This is a genomic window from Micromonospora chersina (assembly GCF_900091475.1).
Taxonomy (GTDB): domain Bacteria; phylum Actinomycetota; class Actinomycetes; order Mycobacteriales; family Micromonosporaceae; genus Micromonospora; species Micromonospora chersina.
The window spans coordinates 5,743,064-5,762,360 of record NZ_FMIB01000002.1 but is presented as its reverse complement, the minus strand read 5'-3'; the positions used below and the strand labels follow the sequence as shown (position 1 = coordinate 5,762,360).

Annotated in this window: 18 protein-coding genes; 10 read left to right on the top strand and 8 right to left on the bottom strand. The window is 73.4% G+C overall.

Annotation, left to right across the window (positions count from 1 at the left end):
• The first annotated feature begins 8 nt into the window (after positions 1-8).
• Entirely contained in the window at positions 9-1,982 is a 1,974-nt protein-coding gene (locus tag GA0070603_RS26890; protein ID WP_091322326.1) for an acyltransferase family protein, read from the top strand.
• A gap of 4 nt (positions 1,983-1,986) precedes the next feature.
• Here the strand turns inward: GA0070603_RS26890 and GA0070603_RS26885 are convergent, their stop codons facing one another.
• The 4 genes from GA0070603_RS26885 to ppdK all read right to left on the bottom strand — a co-directional run bounded on the left by GA0070603_RS26885 (position 1,987) and on the right by ppdK (position 7,324).
• Complete coding sequence (locus tag GA0070603_RS26885) at positions 1,987-2,826, bottom strand: siderophore-interacting protein (protein ID WP_091319351.1); 840 nt, start codon at positions 2,824-2,826, stop codon at positions 1,987-1,989.
• A gap of 64 nt (positions 2,827-2,890) precedes the next feature.
• A complete protein-coding gene (locus GA0070603_RS26880) occupies positions 2,891-4,135 on the bottom strand; it encodes a deoxyguanosinetriphosphate triphosphohydrolase (protein ID WP_091319349.1) in 1,245 nt (414 codons plus the stop codon).
• Positions 4,136-4,138: 3 nt separating this feature from the next.
• The gene (locus GA0070603_RS26875) at positions 4,139-4,489 is read right to left on the bottom strand and encodes a VOC family protein (RefSeq protein ID WP_091319347.1); all 351 of its coding nucleotides are present in this window, start codon (positions 4,487-4,489) and stop codon (positions 4,139-4,141) included.
• Positions 4,490-4,615: 126 nt separating this feature from the next.
• Positions 4,616-7,324: a pyruvate, phosphate dikinase gene (gene ppdK / locus GA0070603_RS26870; RefSeq protein ID WP_091319346.1), complete on the bottom strand. Its 2,709-nt coding sequence runs from the start codon at positions 7,322-7,324 to the stop codon at positions 4,616-4,618.
• A 309-nt stretch (positions 7,325-7,633) separates the two neighbouring features.
• On the opposite strand from ppdK, the gene GA0070603_RS26865 reads away from it, so the two are divergent.
• Positions 7,634-9,415, top strand: a complete 1,782-nt coding sequence (locus tag GA0070603_RS26865; RefSeq protein WP_091319344.1) for a beta-N-acetylhexosaminidase — start codon at positions 7,634-7,636, stop codon at positions 9,413-9,415.
• A gap of 657 nt (positions 9,416-10,072) precedes the next feature.
• On the top strand, positions 10,073-10,723 hold the full coding sequence (locus tag GA0070603_RS26860; protein ID WP_091319342.1) for a C39 family peptidase: 651 nt from the start codon (positions 10,073-10,075) through the stop codon (positions 10,721-10,723).
• 50 nt (positions 10,724-10,773) lie between these two features.
• Here the strand turns inward: GA0070603_RS26860 and dusB are convergent, their stop codons facing one another.
• Positions 10,774-11,946: a tRNA dihydrouridine synthase DusB gene (gene dusB, locus GA0070603_RS26855; RefSeq protein WP_091319340.1), complete on the bottom strand. Its 1,173-nt coding sequence runs from the start codon at positions 11,944-11,946 to the stop codon at positions 10,774-10,776.
• 177 nt (positions 11,947-12,123) lie between these two features.
• On the opposite strand from dusB, the gene GA0070603_RS26850 reads away from it, so the two are divergent.
• Complete coding sequence (locus GA0070603_RS26850) at positions 12,124-13,080, top strand: type IV toxin-antitoxin system AbiEi family antitoxin domain-containing protein (protein WP_091319337.1); 957 nt, start codon at positions 12,124-12,126, stop codon at positions 13,078-13,080.
• Positions 13,081-13,132: 52 nt separating this feature from the next.
• Here the strand turns inward: GA0070603_RS26850 and GA0070603_RS26845 are convergent, their stop codons facing one another.
• From GA0070603_RS26845 to GA0070603_RS26835, 3 genes are all read right to left on the bottom strand, one after another.
• A complete protein-coding gene (locus tag GA0070603_RS26845; RefSeq protein ID WP_091319334.1) occupies positions 13,133-14,512 on the bottom strand; it encodes a glycine--tRNA ligase in 1,380 nt (459 codons plus the stop codon).
• 113 nt (positions 14,513-14,625) lie between these two features.
• Positions 14,626-15,099 carry an Rv0361 family membrane protein gene (locus GA0070603_RS26840; RefSeq protein ID WP_091322325.1) on the bottom strand — a complete coding sequence of 158 codons (474 nt, stop codon included), beginning with the start codon at positions 15,097-15,099 and terminating at the stop codon, positions 14,626-14,628.
• 148 nt (positions 15,100-15,247) lie between these two features.
• A complete protein-coding gene (locus tag GA0070603_RS26835) occupies positions 15,248-15,589 on the bottom strand; it encodes an antibiotic biosynthesis monooxygenase family protein (protein WP_091319331.1) in 342 nt (113 codons plus the stop codon).
• Positions 15,590-15,616: 27 nt separating this feature from the next.
• On the opposite strand from GA0070603_RS26835, the gene GA0070603_RS26830 reads away from it, so the two are divergent.
• The 6 genes from GA0070603_RS26830 (at position 15,617) to GA0070603_RS26805 (ending at position 19,254) form a co-directional block, all read left to right on the top strand.
• The gene (locus tag GA0070603_RS26830) at positions 15,617-15,874 is read left to right on the top strand and encodes a DUF6703 family protein (RefSeq protein WP_091319329.1); all 258 of its coding nucleotides are present in this window, start codon (positions 15,617-15,619) and stop codon (positions 15,872-15,874) included.
• A 70-nt stretch (positions 15,875-15,944) separates the two neighbouring features.
• A complete protein-coding gene (locus tag GA0070603_RS26825) occupies positions 15,945-16,886 on the top strand; it encodes a metal ABC transporter substrate-binding protein (RefSeq protein ID WP_091319326.1) in 942 nt (313 codons plus the stop codon).
• Positions 16,883-17,644 carry a metal ABC transporter ATP-binding protein gene (locus GA0070603_RS26820; protein WP_091319323.1) on the top strand — a complete coding sequence of 254 codons (762 nt, stop codon included), beginning with the start codon at positions 16,883-16,885 and terminating at the stop codon, positions 17,642-17,644. Before GA0070603_RS26825 ends, GA0070603_RS26820 begins: the two co-directional genes overlap by 4 nt.
• Positions 17,644-18,519, top strand: coding sequence for a metal ABC transporter permease (locus tag GA0070603_RS26815; RefSeq protein ID WP_091319320.1), 876 nt, complete (start codon positions 17,644-17,646; stop codon positions 18,517-18,519). The genes GA0070603_RS26820 and GA0070603_RS26815 overlap by 1 nt, the downstream gene beginning before the upstream one ends.
• A gap of 43 nt (positions 18,520-18,562) precedes the next feature.
• The gene (locus tag GA0070603_RS26810; protein ID WP_091319318.1) at positions 18,563-18,865 is read left to right on the top strand and encodes an ArsR/SmtB family transcription factor; all 303 of its coding nucleotides are present in this window, start codon (positions 18,563-18,565) and stop codon (positions 18,863-18,865) included.
• The gene (locus tag GA0070603_RS26805; RefSeq protein ID WP_091319315.1) at positions 18,862-19,254 is read left to right on the top strand and encodes a Fur family transcriptional regulator; all 393 of its coding nucleotides are present in this window, start codon (positions 18,862-18,864) and stop codon (positions 19,252-19,254) included. The genes GA0070603_RS26810 and GA0070603_RS26805 overlap by 4 nt, the downstream gene beginning before the upstream one ends.
• The last annotated feature ends 43 nt before the right edge of the window (positions 19,255-19,297 follow it).

Here is a 19,297-nt window from a genome sequence, read left to right as displayed (position 1 = left end):
ACCGGCCCATGTCGGGTACGAGCAGGGCCAGGATCCCCTACCAGCCGGCCCTGGACGGGGTCCGCGCGCTCGCGGTCGCGGCCGTCCTCGCGTTCCACGGCGGGGTGGCCGCCCTCCCGGGCGGTTTCCTCGGGGTGGACGCGTTCTTCGTGCTGTCCGGGTTCCTCATCACGTCGCTGCTACTGGCCGAGCACCAGCACACCGGCCGCATCGACCTCGTCGCGTTCTGGGGCCGGCGGGTACGCCGGCTGCTTCCCGCACTGCTGCTGGTGCTCCTCGTCGTGGTGCTGGTCTCCCGGAAGCTGATGCCCGGCACCGAACTCGGCGCGCTGCGCTGGGACGCGCTCGCCGCGCTCGGGTACGTCGCCAACTGGCGGATGGCGAACCGGGGCGGGGACTACTTCGCCGCCACCGGCAGCCCGTCGCCGCTGCAGCACACCTGGTCGCTCGGCATCGAGGAGCAGTTCTACCTGCTCTGGCCACTGCTGCTGATCGCGCTGCTGGCCTGGGCGGCCCGGCGGGGAGCCGTCCCGCCCGGCCGCCGGCTCGGCGTCGCGCTCCCGCTCGTCCTGCTGGGCGCGGCCGGGTCGGCGCTCGCCGCCGCGGCGCTGTTCACCCCGGGCACCGTGGACCGCGTCTACTACGGCACCGACACACGGGCCGTCGCCCTCCTGGTCGGCGCGGCGCTCGCCGTGCCGCTGGCCCGGCGGGACGCGGCGGTGACCGGCCGACCGGCACGCCACCCGGTCCTCGGGGCGCTGGCGCTGGCCGGGGCCGCCCTCACCGGCTGGTGCTGGGCCACCGCCGACGGCGGCGACGCCTGGCTCTACCGGGGCGGCCTCACCGCGGCCGCCCTCGCCGTGGCGGCGGTCATCGCCCACGCGGTGGTGAGCCCCGCCTCCCCGACCGCGCGGCTGCTCGCCCTGGCGCCGCTCGTCTGGCTCGGGCGGATCTCCTACGGCGTCTACCTCTGGCACTGGCCGCTGTTCCAGTGGCTCACCGCCGAGCGGACCGGGCTGACCGGGTTGGCCCTGCTCGCCGCCCGGTGCGCGGTGACGCTGGCCGCGGCCGGCGGGTCGTACCTGCTGGTGGAGCGTCCGATCCGGCGGGTCCGGCGGCTGCCCCGGCCGGCGCCCGCGCTGGCCGGCACGGCGGTGGCCGGCGTGGCCGCGGTCGCGGTGCTCGGCACCGTGCCACCCGCCCCGCCGCCGAAGCCGGCGATCGCCCTCGACGCCGCGCCCCCGACCGCCGGGGCCGCCGCCGGCTCCCCCACCCCGGTGCCCCCGGCACGCCGCCCGGGGCGGCGGCCCGGGCCGCCCCGGATCGCCTTCCTCGGCGACTCCGTCTCGTGGTCGCTCGGCACCTACCTGCCCGAGCAGGACAAGTTCACCGTCAGCGTGCGGGCCGTGCAGGGCTGCGGCATCGCCCGGCTCCCCGAGGTGCGCTACATCGGGGAGCCGCACCCGAACTACCCCGGCTGCGAGCACTGGGACGCCCGCTGGCAGCGGGGCGTACGCGCCGACGACCCGGACGTGGCGGTCATCCTGCTCGACCGCTGGGAGCTGATGGACCGCAAGCTCGACGGGCGCTGGCAGCACGTCGGCGAGCCGGCGTTCGACAGGTACCTCGCCGGCGAACTGGACCGGGCCGTCGGCATCGCGGCCGGCCGGGGCGCGCACGTGACCCTGCTGACCGCGCCGTACACCCGGCGCGCGGAACGGCCCGACGGCGGCCTCTGGCCGGAGGACGACCCGGCCCGGGTGGACGCGTGGAACCGGCTGCTGCGCGCGGCGGCCGAACGGCACCACGCCACAGTGCTCGACCTCAACCGGCGGGCCTGCCCGGAGGGGCGGTTCGCCTGGGAGGCGGGCGGGGTCCGGGTGCGCAGCGACGGGCTCCACTTCACACCCGAGGGCGTGCAGCGGTGGATCGCCCCGTGGCTGCTCCCCGAGCTCTACCGGCTCGCGGTGCGGGGGGCGTGACCGCTCAGGCGGCGGCGACCGCCGACTCCTCGGCCTCGACCTGCGCGTTCCAGGCCGCCTTGGTGGAACGCCAGCCCTCGTCGTCCATGCCCCGCCGCCAGTAACCCGAGATGGACAGGTCGCCCCGCGGCACACCGCGCTCGACCCGCAGCAGCCGGCGCAGCTCCTTCACCGCGGTGGCCTCGCCGTGCACGAAGGCGTGCACCCGGCCGGCCGGGAACTCCAGGGCCCGCAGCGCCTCGACCAGCGGCTCGCCCACCGGGCGGCCGGCGCGGTGCAGCCAGCGCAGCTCGACCGCGCCCGCGCTGGCCAGCGGCAGCTCGTCGGCGGGGCCGTCCACCTCGACGTACACCTTGGCGGGCGCCCCTGCGGGCAGCCGCTCCAGCGCGGCGGCGATCGCCGGCAGCGCGCTCTCGTCCCCGGCCAGCAGGTGCCAGTCGGCCGTCGGGTCCGGGGCGTACGCCCCGCCGGGGCCGGTGAACAGCACCTCGTCGCCGGGACGCAGCCCGGCCGCCCACGGCCCGGCCAGCCCCTCGTCGCCGTGGTGCACCACGTCCACGGTCAGCTCGCCCGCCGCCGCGTCCCAGGCCCGCACCGTGTACGCCCGCAGCCGCGGCCACTGCTGCGCCGGGAACTCGCGCTTGATCGTGGCCAGGTCGGTCGGGTGCGGGTAGCGCACCCCGGCCGGCGGGAAGACGAACTTCACGTAGTGGTCGGTGTAGGCGCCCACCGGCAGGCCGGTCAGCTCCGCACCGCCGAGCACGAGCCGGATCAGGTGCGGGGTGGGCCGCTCGGTCCGCACGACCGTGGCGGCGGTGAGCTTCTTGGGGCGCTGCTCCGTCATGCTTCTTAGGCTAGCCTAAGTCGCTGATCGCCCCCACCGGGCTGTCCGACTGCGGACCCGCAGGTCAGCGGCCCGCCGCCAGGCGGCCGTGCCAGGCCAGGGCGGCCGGGTCGGTGAGCGAGGCCACCTGGTCGACCACCACGCGCAGCCGGGCCGCGTCGTCCGGGGCGGCCCGCCACAGCGGCGCGAACACCGGGTCGAGGGCCTCCGGGGCCCGGTCGAGCAGGGCGGCGACCAGGTCGGCGAGGATCTCCTGCTGCTGCGCGTACCGGGGGCCGGCGCCGGGGCGGCGCATCACGTAGCGCAGGGCGATGCCCTTGAGCAGCGCGCACTGGGCCCGGATCCGGCGCGGCACCACGAGGTCGGCGGCGTACCGGCGGTGCGGGCCGGGGCCGTGCCGCTCCTCGGTGGCGGCCACCACGCTCGACACGAAGCGGCCGGTGAGCACGCTCGTGGTGGTCTTCAGCGCCGCGAGGGCCCGGTGGCTGCCGTCGTACGCGGCGAGCGGGGCGAGCACCGGGTCGGCGAGCAGTTCGGCAAGCACCTCACCCAGGTCCTCGGGGGCCTCCCCGGAGTACGCGGCCGCCACGTCGGCGCACAGCGCCCGCCGTTCGTCGGCGTCCTCCAGCAGCGGGCGCAGGCTCACGTAGCCGCCGTGGATGCCGTCCTCGACGTCGTGCACCGAGTACGCCACGTCGTCGGCCCAGTCCATCACCTGCGCCTCCAGGCAGCGCCGGTCCCCCGGCGGGGCGCCCTCGCGCAGCCAGGCGAAGACCGGGCGGTCGTCGGCGTACACCCCGAACTTCCGCCGGCCGGGCCGGCGCTCCCACGGGTACTTGCCGACCGCGTCGAGCGAGGCCCGGGTCAGGTTCAGCCCGGCGGAGCGGCCGTCCGGGGCCAGCACCTTGGCCTCCAGCCGGGTGAGCACCCGCAGCGTCTGCGCGTTGCCCTCGAAGCCGCCGCAGCCCGCGGCGAGCGCGTCCAGGGCCTCCTCGCCGTTGTGCCCGAAGGGCGGGTGGCCGAGGTCGTGCGCCAGCCCCGCGGTGTCCACCACGTCCGGGTCGCAGCCCAGTCGGGCGCCCATCTCGCGGGCGATCTGCGCGACCTCCAGCGAGTGGGTCAGCCGGGTACGCAGGAAGTCGTCGGTGCCGGCGGTGTGCACCTGGGTCTTCGCGGCGAGCCGCCGGAACGCCGCCGAGTGCAGCACCCGGGCCCGGTCCCGCTCGTACGGCGACCGCCCGTACCCGGTGTCCTTGGGCGCCTCGGTGACGAGGCGCGCCGCGTCGTCAGCGCCGGAACCGGCGGTCAACCGTCATCCCCGCGGCCGCAGGACGCAGAACTCGTTGCCCTCCGGGTCGGACAGCACGGTCCACTCCACCTCGCCCTGCCCGATGTCGACGTGCCGGGCGCCCATGTCGACCAGGCGCTCCACCTCCGCCTCCAGGTCGGCCGGGCGCAGGTCGATGTGCAGCCGGTTCTTGCCCTCCTTGGGGCCGCTGACCGGGACGAAGACGATGCCGGGCAGCGTGTCGGGCGTGCGGCGGATCTCCACCTCGTCCGGCTTGTCGCTGATCACCTGGTAGCCGAGCGCCTCCGCCCACCAGTGGGCGAGCCGGGACGGGTCCTGGGCGTCGACCGTCAGGTTCTCCCAGACGCTGGTCATGCGGCCACCCTTCCTGATCGACACGTACGCGGGAGCCCAGGTTACGCCCGGCGGGCCGGAATGGCGCGCCTGGACGCGAGCGGGGCCACCGACCTCAGCGCCGGTGGCCCCGGATGCGTCACGCCGTCAGCGGGAGTCGGAGCCGGTGGTGGTGATCACCGCGCGGCCGGCCTCCAGCCGGGCGACCGGCACGCGGAACGGCGAGCAGGAGACGTAGTCGAGGCCGACCTCGTGGAAGAAGTGCACCGAGTCGGGGTCGCCGCCGTGCTCGCCGCAGACACCGAGCTTCAGCCCCGGCCGGGCCGCCCGGCCCTCCTCGGCGGCGATCCGGACCAGCCGGCCGACGCCCTCCCGGTCGATGGACTCGAACGGCGAGATGCCGAAGATGCCCAGCTCCAGGTAGCGCCAGAAGAACGCGCCCTCGACGTCGTCGCGGGAGAAGCCCCAGCCCATCTGGGTGAGGTCGTTGGTGCCGAAGGAGAAGAACTGGGCGGCCTCGGCGATCTGCCCGGCGGTCAGCGCCGCCCGCGGCACCTCGATCATGGTGCCGATCAGCACCTCCACGCCGCTGTCCCCGACCACCTCGGCGATGATCTTCTCGGCCTCCGCGCGTACCGTCTCCAGCTCCTGGACCGCGCCGACCAGCGGGACCATGATCTCCGGGCAGGCCGACCCGCCGGACCGGGTGACCTCGACGGCGGCCTCGGCGATCGCGCGGACCTGCATGGCGAACAGGCCGGGGATGACCAGGCCGAGCCGCACGCCGCGCAGGCCCAGCATCGGGTTCTCCTCGTGCATCCGCCGGACGGCGGCGAGCAGCGCCTCCTCCTTGGCCACGTCCTCGCCGCGCTCCTGCGCGACCGCCACGTTGACCGCGAGCTGCTCCAGCGGGGGCAGGAACTCGTGCAGCGGCGGGTCGATCAGCCGCACGGTGACGGGCAGGCCGTCCATCTCGCGGAAGATCTCGATGAAGTCCTCCCGCTGGAGCGGCAGCAGGGCGGCGAGCGCCTTCTCCCGCTCCTCGTCGGTGGACGCGAGGATCAGCCGCTCGACCAGCTCCCGGCGGTCACCGAGGAACATGTGCTCGGTGCGGCACAGGCCGATGCCCTCGGCCCCGAACCGCCGCGCCCGGGCCGCGTCGGCACCCGTGTCGGCGTTCGTCCGGACCCGCAGCCGCCGCTTCTCGTCGGCGTGCGTCATGATCCGGTGTACGGCCTTGACCAGCGCGTCGTCGGACTGCTCCGGGTCCAGCTCGCCCTCGAAGTACTGCACCACCTCGGACGGCATGACCGGCACCTCGCCGAGGTAGACCTTGCCGGTGGTGCCGTCGATCGAGACGACGTCGCCCTCGTTCACGGTCTGCCCGGCCACGGTGAACTTCTTCGCCGGAACGTTGACGTCCAGCTCGTCGGCGCCGGAGACACAGGTCTTGCCCATGCCGCGGGCCACCACCGCCGCGTGGCTGGTCTTGCCGCCGCGCGAGGTGAGGATGCCCTTGGCCGCGATCATGCCGTTGAGGTCGTCCGGGTTGGTCTCCCGGCGGACCAGGATCACCGACTCACCCTCGGCGGCCAGCTCGACGGCCCGGGCGGAGGTGAAGACCACCTTGCCGGAGGCGGCGCCCGGCGAGGCGCCGATGCCCTTGGCCACCGGCTGGAACTCGTGGTCGAGCTGGAAGCGCGGGAACATGAGCTGGGCGAGCTGCGCGCCGTTGACCCGGTGCAGCGCCTCGTCCAGGTCGATCAGCCCCTCGTCGACGAGCTGCCCGGCGATGACGAACGCGGCGGCGGCCGTGCGCTTGCCGACCCGGGTCTGGAGCATCCAGAGCTTGCCGCGCTCGATGGTGAACTCGATGTCGCAGAGGTCCTTGTAGTGCTCCTCCAGCCGCGCCATGTAGTCGAGCAGCTCGTCGTAGGACTTCTTGTCGATCTGCTCCAGCTCCTGCAACGGCACCGTGTTGCGGATGCCGGCCACCACGTCCTCGCCCTGGGCGTTGGCCAGGTAGTCGCCGTAGATACCCTGCGCCCCGCTGCCCGGGTCGCGGGTGAAGGCGACGCCGGTGCCGGAGTCGGCGCCGAGGTTGCCGAAGACCATGGCCACCACGTTGACCGCGGTGCCCAGGTCGGCCGGGATGCGCTCCTGGCGGCGGTAGACCACCGCGCGCTCGGCGTTCCACGACTCGAAGACCGCGCGGATGGCCAGGTCGAGCTGCTCGCGCGGCTCCTGCGGGAACTCCCGCCCGGTGTGCTTCGCGAAGATCTTCTTGTACGCGTCGACCAGCCCGCGCAGGTCGTCGGCGTCCAGGTCGAGGTCGTTCTGCGTGCCCTTGGCGCGCTTGGCGTCGTCGAGCGCGTGCTCGAACTCCTCGCCCGGCACCTCGCAGACGGTCTTGCCGAACATCTGGATCAGGCGGCGGTAGGAGTCCCAGGCGAACCGGTCGTTGCCCCCGGCCTGGGCGCTCAGCCCGACGACGCTGCGGTCGTTGAGGCCGACGTTGAGGACGGTCTCCATCATGCCGGGCATGGAGAACTTGGCGCCGGAGCGGACGGAGACCAGCAGCGGGTCCTGCGGGTCGCCGAGCTTGCGGCCCATCTCCCGCTCCAGGGACTCCAGGTGCGCCTCGATCTGGGCGGCCAGCCCGTCCGGCTCCCGGCCGGTCGCCAGGTACGCCTTGCAGGCCTCGGTGGTGATCGTGAAGCCGGGCGGGACCGGCAGGCCGAGATTGGTCATCTCGGCCAGGTTGGCCCCCTTGCCGCCGAGCAGGTCCTTGAGGTCCTTGTTGCCCTCGGCGAAGTCGTAGACGTACTTGTGCTCGACCGTCTCTTGCGCTGCCACCAGAGCCTCCCACGCGCGCCATTGACACTTAACGAAGGTTCAGTTCGGACATACCCCGGGAGCGACCACCGGTAATCCCGGCTCGTCAGCGATCGGTGGGCGAAGGTTAAGCGAACTTCGAGTGGCCTGGGACCGTTCGGTGACAATCGGCACAACGGTCCCCACTATCCGCGTCCGTACCGGTTTTTGGGAACGCTTCCACGCGCACGATCACGCAATTCCGATTCCCCTCGTACTCTTGACGGCACTGGTTTTGCTGAACCTGACCTTTGCCATATCCCGCGCAAATACACCCCGGGAGCCGTCGCCGTGCCCACCACCCCCGCCGCCCCCACCGAGAGCGGCCCCGAACTGCTCGACCGCCTCCCCGGCCGGCAGCCCGCCGCCGCGGACCTGGCCCGCACCGCCGAGCGGCGGGCCGGCGACCTGCTCGCCCCGCCCGCACCGGTGCGGCTCGGCGACGTGGTGCCCGCGCCGGAGCGGGTGCTCCCCGACCCGGCAGCCGACTTCACGCTGACGGCGGACGCCGCGATCCGGGTCAGCGCGGCCGGCCGGGACGTCGCCGAGCAGCTCGCCGACTGGCTGCGCCCCGCGACGGGCTTCCCGCTGCCGGTCACCGACGGCCCGCTCCCGGCCGACGGCCCGCTCGTGCTGACGCTGTCCGAGGCGCCCCTCACCGAGCCGCTTGGCGGGGTCGACGCGGCCGGTGCGGCCGGTGCGGCCAGTGCGGCCAGTGCGGCCAGTGCGGCCGACGAGGCCGGCCCGGTCGACGTGGCTGGTGCGGTCGACGGGCTGGGTGACGAGGGCTACCGCCTGGACGTGACCTCGGCCGGCGTGCGGATCACGGCCGCCACCGCGGCCGGCCTGTTCCACGGAGCGCAGACGCTGCGGCAGCTTCTCCCCGCCGCCATCGACGGCGCCGCTCCCGTCGCCGAGCGCTGGGCGGTGCCCGGCGGCAGCATCATCGACCGGCCGCGCTTCCCCTACCGGGGCGCCATGCTCGACGTGGCCCGCCACTTCTTCCCGGTCGAGGACGTGCTCCGCGTCGTCGACCACCTCGCCCGGTACAAGCTCAACCACCTGCACCTGCACCTCACCGACGACCAGGGCTGGCGGATCGCCGTCGACTCCTGGCCCCGCCTCGCCGAGGTAGGCGGTGTCACCGAGGTGGGCGGCGGCACCGGCGGCTTCTACACGCAGGCCGACTACCGGCGCATCGTCGCGTACGCGGCCCGCCGCCACGTCACCGTGGTGCCGGAGATCGACCTGCCGGGGCACACCAACGCGGCCCTGGTCGCCTACCCGGAGCTGGCGCCCGGCAAGGTGCCGCCGCCGCCGTACACCGGCACCGAGGTCGGCTTCAGCTACGTCGACCCCGCCGACGAGCGGACGTACGCCTTCGTCGCCGACGTGGTCGGCGAGGTCGCCGCGCTGACCCCCGGCCCCTGGCTGCACCTCGGCGGCGACGAGGCGTTCAAGGTGCCGGCCGACACGTACCGCGCCTTCGTCGAGCGGGCCCAGACGATCGTCGCGGCGACCGGCAAGACCGTGGTGGGCTGGCACCAGCTCGCCCCGGCCGGGCACGTCGACGGGCGGGTGCTCCAGTGGTGGGGCACCAACGGCGACGACCCGGAGACCGCCGAGGCGGTACGCCGGGGCGCCCGCCTCATCCTCTCCCCCGGCAACCGGGTCTACCTGGACATGAAGTACGCCGCCGACACCCCGATCGGGCACGACTGGGCCGGCCTCATCGACGTGCACCGGGCGTACGACTGGGATCCGGGCACGCACCTCACCGGCGTGCCGGCCGAGGCGGTGCTGGGTGTGGAGGCGCCGCTCTGGACCGAGTCGGTCACCACCCTCGCCGAGGTGGAGTTCATGCTCTTCCCCCGCCTGCCCGCCGTCGCCGAACTGGGCTGGTCGCCCCGGTCGACGCACGACTGGGCCGGGTTCCGCGAGCGGCTCGCCGGCCACGGCCCGCGCTGGACGGCCGCCGGCATCACGTTCCACCCCTCGCCCGACGTCCCCTGGCCCGGGGCGCCCACCGTCCCCACCCAGCGCACGGGCGACACGACCGCCAACACCCACTGAACCGGCACACCGCACTCTCTCCGGCAGCGCGACCGCTCAGACGAAGTTGACCAAGAGGTTTGCGTCAAGAACAGCCCCACCCCTGACGCAAAGCTATTGATCAACGCCGCCGGCTGCCGGTCGGAGGTCGGTGCCGGCTGCGCCGAATGGGGCCGGTGTCCGGTTCGCGGTGCGTGAGTTGATGCCAGGCTGGCGGTTTCGGCCGGTCTCGTCGGGTGGTCGGCGCCACCGGCGGGGCGGAATCGTGGCGGGGGCGGGGTCGTTGTACATGGCAGACCGCGCAGGACCCCGCCCCGGAGCGAGGGCCGCCGGCCGGAATGACCGGCCCCCACCGGTCGTTACATCCCCCGGACCCCCCAGGTCCGAGCCGGATGGAGCCGAGGGAATGGCCTCCCGGCCCCGGTCGTTACATCCCCGGACCGCGCACCACAGGTCCGAGCCGGTGAGCCAGGGAATCACCCCCTGACCCCCGGTCGTTACATCCCCCGGGACGTCGGATCAGGCCGAGGGAATCACTCCCCGCCGCCGACGGTTACACCCCCGGACCGCCCGAGCAGGTCGCCCCCTGATCGCCGGGCATCTCCCGAAGACTTCTCCACCGGCACCCGTACACCCCCTGTGCGTGCGTGCCGTACCCCCGACAGAGAGGCACTCATCATGCGTACCGATCTGCTGCGTAACACCGTTCTGACCGCTGCCGGCATCGCCGCCACCACCGTCGGCATCGCCGGCCCCGCGATCGCCGCGCAGGCCACCCCGGCCGAGAAGACCGCCCAGGTCAGCACCGACCGTAAGGGCCACGGCGAGCGGGAGCTGGACGTCCGCTACGAGGCCCAGCCCAACTTCTACTACTGCGGTCCGGCCGCCACGCGTAACGCCCTGTCCGTGCTGGGCAAGAACATCGACGTGGACGCCATGGCCAAGGAGATGGGCACCACCGAGAACGGCACCAACAGCATCAACGACATCACCCCGGTGCTGAACAAGGAGACCGGTAAGCACTACCGGTCGGTGGAGATCCGCGACGGCAAGGCCGACGACAAGCAGACCGACACCCTGCGCGCCGACATCGTGCGCACCGTCGATGACGGCCGGGCCGTGGTCGCCAACATCGCCGGCACCGCCACCGACACCGACGGCAACACCCACTCCTTCGAGGGTGGCCACTACATCAGCGTCGTGGGTTACCGCGACGACGGGAAGACCGTGACCATCGCGGACTCGGCCGACCCGAACATGGCCTCCTACCGGATGAGCGTGGACAACCTGGCCGACTGGATCGCCACCCGCGGCTACTCCGCCAGCTGACAACCGCACACGACAGGGCCGGCCCCGAAAGGGGCCGGCCCTTCGTCGCGTCAGCCGCCGGAGTCGTCCAGCTCGGCGCCGTCCGGCGGGGTGTCGTCGTCGCGGCTGGCCAGCCAGCCGTCGGGCAGGAAGACCTTGCCCGGGGAGTTGGTGCGGCCGCGCGGCTGGCCCAGGGTCTCCACCGGGAACGGCACTGTCGGGTCGAGCTTGCCGAGCAGGTCGTCGAGCTGGGCCAGGCTGTCGATCATGGCGAGGGAGCGGCGCAGCTCGCTGCCGATCGGGAAGCCCTTCAGGTACCAGGCGACATGCTTGCGGAAGTCGGTGCAGCCGTCGCGCTCGCCCCGGGCCGGGTTGCGGGCGCCGGCGACGAACTGGTCGACAAGCAGTTCGGCGTGCCGCCGCATGGTCGCCGCCACCTCGCCGAGGTTCGGCAGCCGCCGCTCGGTGCGGCCGTTGAAGGCGGCCTCCAGGTCGGCGAAGAGCCAGGGCCGGCCCAGGCAGCCGCGCCCGATCACCACGCCGTCGACGCCGGTGTGGGCGACCATCCGCAGCGCGTCGTCGGCCTCCCAGATGTCGCCGTTGCCGAGCACCGGCACGTCGAGCGCCTGCTTGAGGGTGGCGATGGCGTCCCAGTCGGCGGTGCCCGAGTAGCGCTGCGCGGCCGTACGCCCGTGCAGGGCGACCGCGGCCACGCCGGCGTCCTGGGCGGCGAGGCCGGCCTCGACGTACGTCAGGTGGTCGTCGTCGATGCCCTTGCGCATCTTCACGGTGACCGGCACCCCGGCGGGGGACGCGGCGTCCACCGCGGCCCGGACCAGCCGGGCGAAGAGCCGGCGCCGCCACGGCAGGGCCGACCCGCCGCCGCGGCGGGTGACCTTGGGGACCGGGCAGCCGAAGTTGAGGTCGATGTGGTCGGCGAGGTCCCGCTCGACCACGATCCGCACGGCGGCGGCGGTGATCTCCGGGTCGGTGCCGTAGAGCTGGAGGCTGCGCGGGTGCTCGTCGGCGCCGAAGGCGATCATGCGGAGGGTCTTCGGGTTCCGCTCGACGAGCGCCCGGGTGGTGATCATCTCGCAGACGTAGATGCCGCCGCCCTGCTCCCGGCAGAGCCGGCGGAAGCCCACGTTGGTGATCCCGGCCATCGGCGCGAGCACCACGGGCGGCCACACCTCGTGGGGGCCGAGGGTCAGCGGGCGCAGCGCGGGCAGGGTCGGGGCGGTCACCGCACAAGTGTAAGGAGGGGCCCCTTCTTATCGTCCTGTGCATAGCAGGGGTCCCCTGTTAACAGGGGCGCATATCACAGGCGCCCGCCGCTGTGGGGGTCGTGCACAGGGAGGGAGCGGTGCACAGGCGGACGGACAGCGGCAGCATGGTCGGCGCGAGCGGTGAAGGGTGTCCCCATGGTCGACTACCCGGCCGCCCTCGACGAGGTGGCGCAGCGTCAGCAGAAAATCCTGACCAGAGCCCAACTGCTCGCGACAGGCTTCGATGACATGTACCTCTACCGACAGACTCGTCGTGGCGTGTGGCAACGGGTGCTGCCGGCTACGTACGCGCTGTTCAGCGGCACGTTGACCGGTGAGCAACGGCGCATCTCCGCCGCCATCTACGCCGGACCGGACGCTCAGCTGACCGGGCTCGCCGCGCTGCGCTGGTACGGCTTCCGGTACAGCCCCCACACCGAGGACGTGCACCTGCTGGTGCCGCACCACACCCGACGCAGGTCCGCCGGTCACGCGGTGATCTCCCGGGCGCTGACCCTTGACTCCCGAGCGCGGCTCACCGCCAACTACGCGGTCTGCTCGCCGGCGCGCGCCGTCGTCGACGCCGCTCGGGACCTGCGAAAGCTGCGTCCGGTACGGGCCATCGTCGCCGAAGCCGTCCAGCGCGGCTTCACCGATCTCGCCGCGTTGGATGCGGAGATCCGCCGGGCCAGGCGCAGCCGTACGGCACTGGTCAGGAAGGCATTCTCTGAGGTCGTCTCCGGCACCCGGTCGACACCTGAGGCGGAGTTGCGGGAGTGCCTGGCCGGCAGCCCGGTGCTGCCGGCCGTTCTGTGGAATCCCCGCCTGGTCGACGCCGAGGGACGACGGCTTCCGACCCCCGACGGCTACCTGCCCGAGGCCGGAGTGGCGCTGGAGGTGGACTCGCAGGAATACCACTTCAGCCCGGAGGACTGGGCGCGCACGCTGGACCGGCACAACGAACTGAGCCGCCTGGGCGTCTTGATCCTCCATTTCACCCCGGCGCAGATCCGGCGCGACCCCGCCGCCGTACGCCGCATCGTGGAGGAGGCCTACGCCACCCGCGGCGGCGCCAGCACCCCCGTCGTCGCCCGTCCGGCCCGGGAGGTGTGAGAAGGGGCCCCTTCTCTACCGGAAACGGCAAGAAGGGGCCCCTCCTTGGGGGTCAGCAGCCGGGCAGGCGCTCGATGAGGTAGCGCTCGACCTGGTCGAGGGAGACGCGCTCCTGGGTCATGGTGTCCCGGTTCCGTACCGTCACCGCGTTGTCGTCGAGAGTGTCGAAGTCGACGGTGACGCAGAACGGGGTGCCGATCTCGTCCTGCCGCCGGTAGCGGCGGCCGATGGCCTGCGAGTCGTCGAACTCGACCACCCAGCGCTTGCGCAGGTCGGTGGCGAGCTGCTTGGCCTTCGGCGAGAGCGCCTCGTTGCGGGACAGCGGCAGCACCGCCACCTTGACCGGGGCCAGCCGCGGGTCGAAGCGCATGACGGTGCGCTTGTCCACGCCGCCCTTGGTGTTCGGGGCCTCGTCCTCGTCGTACGCCTCGAGTAGGAAGGCCAGCACCGCGCGGGTGAGGCCGGCGGCCGGCTCGATCACGTACGGCATCCAGCGCTCGCCCTTGGTCTGGTCGAAGTACGACAGGTCGACGCCGGAGTGCTTGCTGTGCGTGGACAGGTCGAAGTCGGTGCGGTTGGCGATGCCCTCCAGCTCGGCGAACTCGGTGCCGCCGAACTGGAACCGGTACTCGATGTCGACCGTGCGCTTCGAGTAGTGGGAGAGCTTCTCCTTGGGGTGCTCGTAGAAGCGCAGGTTGTCCTCGGAGAGGCCCAGGTCGAGGTACCAGTTCCAGCGCTCGGAGAGCCAGTACTCGTGCCACTTCTCGTCGGTGCCCGGCTCGACGAAGAACTCCATCTCCATCTGCTCGAACTCCCGGGTGCGGAAGATGAAGTTGCCCGGGGTGATCTCGTTGCGGAACGACTTGCCGGTCTGCGCGATGCCGAACGGCGGCTTCTTCCGGGCGACGGTCTCCACGTTCTTGTAGTTGACGAAGATGCCCTGGGCGGTCTCCGGCCGCAGGTAGTGCAGGCCCTCGTCGCTCTCGACCGGGCCCAGGTAGGTCTTCATGAGGCCGTTGAACATCTTCGGCTCGGTGAAGGTGCCCTTGTTGCCGCAGTTGGGGCAGTTCAGCTCGGTGAGCGAGGTCAGCGGCTTGCCGTGCTTGGCCTCGTACGCCTCTTCGAGGTGGTCGGCGCGGAACCGCTTGTGGCAGGACTGGCACTCGGTGAGCGGGTCGACGAACTCGGCGATGTGGCCGCTGGCCTCCCACACCTTGCGGGCCAGGATGACCGCGGAGTCCAGGCCGACGACGTCGTCGCGCTGCTGGACCATGGTCTTCCACCACTGCCGGCGGACGTTCTCCTTGAGCTCGACGCCGAGCGGACCGTAGTCCCAGGCCGACCGGGTGCCCCCGTAGATCTCGCTGGAGGGGAAGACGAAGCCCCGGCGCTTGGCGAGGCTGACGACGGCGTCGATACGGTCGGCTGGCATGTTTCCTCCTACGCCGGCTGGCGGTCGGCGGGGGTGATGTGAGTAGAACCGGACGGTTCGGGACAACGGTACGACCACCGCGGTCCCGAGCCCAGCAGAATACCGGGGCGCGGTCAGCTCACCCCGCACACCTCCATGCCGCCCGTCTGCTGGTCCGGCGCCAGCGTGACGGTCTGCGCCTCCCGCTTGCCGCCGGCCAGGGTCACGTCCACGGGCACGGTCAGCGTGGTGGTGTCGACCTCGCCCACCCGGTAGCCGGAGACCTGCGGCTCGGTGGCCACCCGCTGCTCGAACTCGCGCCGGGACTCGCGCCGCCGGGCGTCGTCGCAGAGCTGGTCGTACGCCTTGGACCAGTCCTTCGCGACGAGCGCCTGGTAGTAGTCGTCGGTGACCGCGCGGCCCTGTTCCTCGACGGCCTGCACGTTGCTCACCGCCAGCCCGACCACGGCCGCGCCGCCCCCGCCGCAGCAGAGCAGCACGGCGAGCGCGCCCACGCCGAGGCCGAGCCAGAGCCGGGCCCGGCCGCCCTCGGTGGGCGGGGCGGCGAACGGCGGGGCGACGCCGGGGCCGGGCGGCGGCGAAGGAATGCCGGGCTCGCCCGGCGACACCGGCGGCACGGGGACGCCCGGCTCACCCGGCGACCCCGGCACGGGCGACACGCCGGACGGCACGGGCGGGGGTGGTGGGGCGGCCGGCCCGGGAGCGGTCATACGCGCCAGGGTAGTGCCCCCGGCATCAGCGGTAAGGACCTGCGGCCCGATCACTGGCCACCACGACGATCTCGCCGTCCGGCGCGGCACTGGCCAGTGTCTCGTACGCCGAGGGTTCGTCCACCGACCGGGCGAGCAGCGGCACCGCGGTGACCTTGACGTCGAAGCCGCCCAGCGCCCGGCGGTACGCCCCGACCGACTCCCACTCGGTGATCAGGCACCAGTGGTCGGGGTCGTCCAGCGCGCGGAGCAGTTCGCCGCGCAGGTAGCCCGGGCGGGCGGCGAGCGCGGCGAGGGCGGCGTGCGCCTCCCGGGTGAACTCGTCCGCCCCGTCGGCGTCCACCACGAACCGGTTGGTGACCAGCACCGGCTTCCTCCTCGTAGAGTCTGTGGCATGCAGCGTACGCAGAGTCCCGTGCTGTCCCGGTTGGCCCGGCTCAACCCGACGACGGTCTTCCTGGCCGCGCTGGTCCTGGTGCTGGTGGGGCTCTTCGCGCCCGGCGTGGCGGGTGGCGTGGTGCTGCTGGCGCTGGCCGCGGGGCTGGTGTGGCTGATGACCGTCACCTGGCCGGTGCAGTCCCCGGCGACCCGGGTGCTCCGGCTGCTGATGCTGACCCTGTTGATCGCGATCGCGCTGGCGAAGCTGCTCTGACAGTTGACCTGCACAGACATGCAATCATGCGTTTTTGACAATCAATTTCGTTATCGCGGACAGTAGTCACATGACCGTCCGCTCAGCCCCCCGTGCCCTCGCCGCCGCCACCGTCGCCCTGCTCGGCCTGGGCGGTCTCGCCGCCTGCTCGGACGGCGGGGGCGGCGGGAGCGACCCGGACCGGGTCGACGTGGTGGCGGCCTTCTACCCGCTCCAGTTCCTCGCCGAGAAGATTGGCGGCGACGCCGTCCGGGTCACCAACCTGGCCAAGCCCGGCGCCGAGCCGCACGACCTCGAACTCAACCCCCGGCAGGTGGGCCAGGTGGCCGACGCCGAGCTGATCATCTACCTCACCGGGTTCCAGCCCGCCGTGGACGAGGCCGTCGAGCAGAACGGCGGCGACCGCGCGTTCGACGTCGCCGGCGTGCAGCCGCTGCTGGACACCGCGGCCGGCGGCCACGAGCACGAGGGCGAGGAGCACGGCCACGAGGAGAGCGGCGGCAAGGACCCGCACCTCTGGCTGGACCCGACCCGGCTGGCCACTGTCGGCGACCGGCTCGCCGAGCGGCTGGCGAAGATCGACCCCGACCGGGCCGCCGACTTCACCGCCCGGGCGGCGGCGCTGCGCACCGAGCTGACCGGCCTCGACGCCGACTACACCCGGGGCCTGGCCACCTGCCAGCGCCGCGAGATCGTGACCAGCCACACCGCGTTCGGCTACCTGGCCGAGCACTACCGGCTCGAACAGGTCGGCATCACCGGCCTGAGCCCGGACGCCGAGCCCTCCCCGCAGCGCCTCGCCGAGGTCGCCAAGGAGGCCCGCGAGCACGGTGCCACCACCATCTTCTTCGAGACGCTCGTCAGCCCGAAGGTCGCCGAGACCGTGGCCCGGGAGGTCGGGGCGAAGACCGCCGTGCTCGACCCCATCGAGGGCCCGCCGGCCGACGGCGACTACCTCTCCGCGATGCGCGCCAACCTCCAGACCCTGCGGACCGCCTTGGACTGCTCATGACCGAACCCGTGATCCAGGTCGCGCACGCCGCCGTCGGCTACGACGGCCGGGCGGTGCTGCGGGACATCTCCCTGACCGTCACCGCCGGCGAGGTGGTGGCCGTGCTCGGCGCCAACGGCTCCGGCAAGTCGACACTGATCCGCGCCGTCCTCGGCCTGGTGCCGCTCGGCGCGGGGTCGGTCACCCTCTTCGGCACGCCGCAGCGCCGCTTCCGGCAGTGGCACCGCATCGGGTACGTCCCGCAGCGGCTCGGCGCGGGCAGCGGCGTACCCGCCACGGTGGGCGAGGTGGTGGCCTCCGGGCGGCTGGCCCGCCGGGGCGTGCTGCGCCCGCCGGGCCGGGCCGACCGGGAGGCGGTGGCCGCGGCGCTGCGCGCGGTCGGGCTCGCCGACCGCGCCGGCGACCCGGTCGCCACCCTCTCCGGCGGCCAGCAGCAGCGCACCCTGATCGCCCGGGCGCTCGCGGGCCGGCCGGAGCTGCTGGTGCTCGACGAGCCGACCGCCGGGGTGGACGCGGCCAGCCAGGAGGCGTTCGCCACCGCGCTGCGGGACTTCCGCGACGGCGGGGGCACGGTGCTGCTGGTCGCCCACGAGCTGGGGCCCTTGCGCCCGCTGATCAGCCGGGCCGTCGTCGTCCATCAGGGCGGCATCTGCCACGACGGCGCGGTCCCGGAGCCGGCCGGGCACCACGCCGAGCCGGGCCACGACCACGTGCACCCGCACTGCGACGAGGAGCCCGCCGGGCTGTGGAGCATGTGATGGATCTCTTCTTGCACTACGACTTCATGCTGCGCGCCCTGGTCGGCGCGCTGGTCATCGGGCTGGCCGCCCCGGCGCTCGGCATCTACCTGGTGCAGCGCCGGCTGGCGCTCATCGGCGACGGCATCGGCCACGTGGCGCTCACCGGCGTCGGCGCCGGTCTGCTGCTCAACCGCTCCCCCGTGCTGGTCGCGGTCGTCGCGGCCACGCTGGGCGCGATCGTCATCGAGCTGGTCCGCTCGCGCGGGCGTACCTCCGGTGACCTGGCCCTGGCGCTGCTGTTCTACGGCGGCATCGCCGGCGGCGTGATGCTGGTCGGGCTCTCCGACGCCAGCAGCGGGTCGCTCAACGCGTACCTCTTCGGGTCGCTGACCACGACGTCGCCGGCCGACCTGATCACCATCGGCGTGCTCGGCGTGGCGATCCTGGTGACCATGCTGGCGCTGCGCCCGGCGCTCTTCGCGGTCTGCCACGACGAGGAGTACGCCCGGGTCTCCGGCCTGCCGGTGCGGGCGTTGAACATGCTCCTCGCCGTAGGCACCGCCGTGACGGTGACCATCGCCATGCGGGCGGTCGGTGTGCTGCTGATCAGCGCCCTCATGGTGGTGCCGGTGGCGACCGCGCAGCAGGTGACCCGGGGGTTCCGGAGCACCATGGCGGCGGCCATGGCGCTGGGGCTGTTCGCGGCCGGCGCCGGGGTCTGGGTGGCGGCCAGCGCCGACACCGCGCCCGGCGCCTCGGTGGTGCTGCTGGCGATCGGCTCGTTCCTGGTGGTGGCGCTGCTGGCCGCCGGCCGGCGGGCGCTGCGGCGGCGGACCCGCCCGGCCGCCGCGCCCGTGGCCGAGCCGCCGGAGCACGAGGTGGTCCTGGGGTGAGGCCGTCCCGGCCGGCGCTGCTGGCATTGGTTACCGTTACGGGATGACGGTCACGAACGGGTACGACGCCTTCGAGGGCGCGGGTGACCTGCTGCGCGCGCTGTCGGCGCCGATCCGGCTGGCGATCGTCAGCGAGCTGGCCCAGGGCGAGCGCTGCGTGCACGAACTCGTGGAGAAGCTCGGCGCCCCGCAGCCGCTGGTCTCCCAGCACCTGCGCGTGCTGCGCGGCGCCGGCGTGGTGCGCGGCTCGCGGCGCGGCCGGGAGATCGCGTACGCCCTGGTGGACGAGCACGTCGCGCACATCGTGGCGGACGCGGTCAGCCACGCCGGGGAGGGGCCGTCATGACCGAGGGGGCATTGCGCAACACCCGGCAGCGCACCGCGGTGAGCGCCCTGCTGGCCGAGGTCGAGGGCTTCCACAGCGCCCAGGACCTGCACGCCATGCTGCGCCAGCGCGGCGAGCGGGTCGGGCTGACCACCGTCTACCGGACCCTCCAGGGGCTCGCCGACGCCGGCGAGATCGACGTCATGCGCCCGCCCGGCGGCGAGCACCTCTACCGGCGGTGCAGCGAGGGCCATCACCACCACCTGGTCTGCCGGGCCTGCGGCCGGACGGTGGAGGTGGCCGGCCCGGCGGTGGAGAGCTGGGCCGAGCGGGTCGCCGCCGAGCACGGGTACGCCGAGGTCAGCCACACCCTGGAGATCTTCGGCACCTGCCCGGCCTGCGCGGGCTGAGAAAACTGCCCCGTGCCCCGGCGGCCGGGCCGTGGCACGCTGT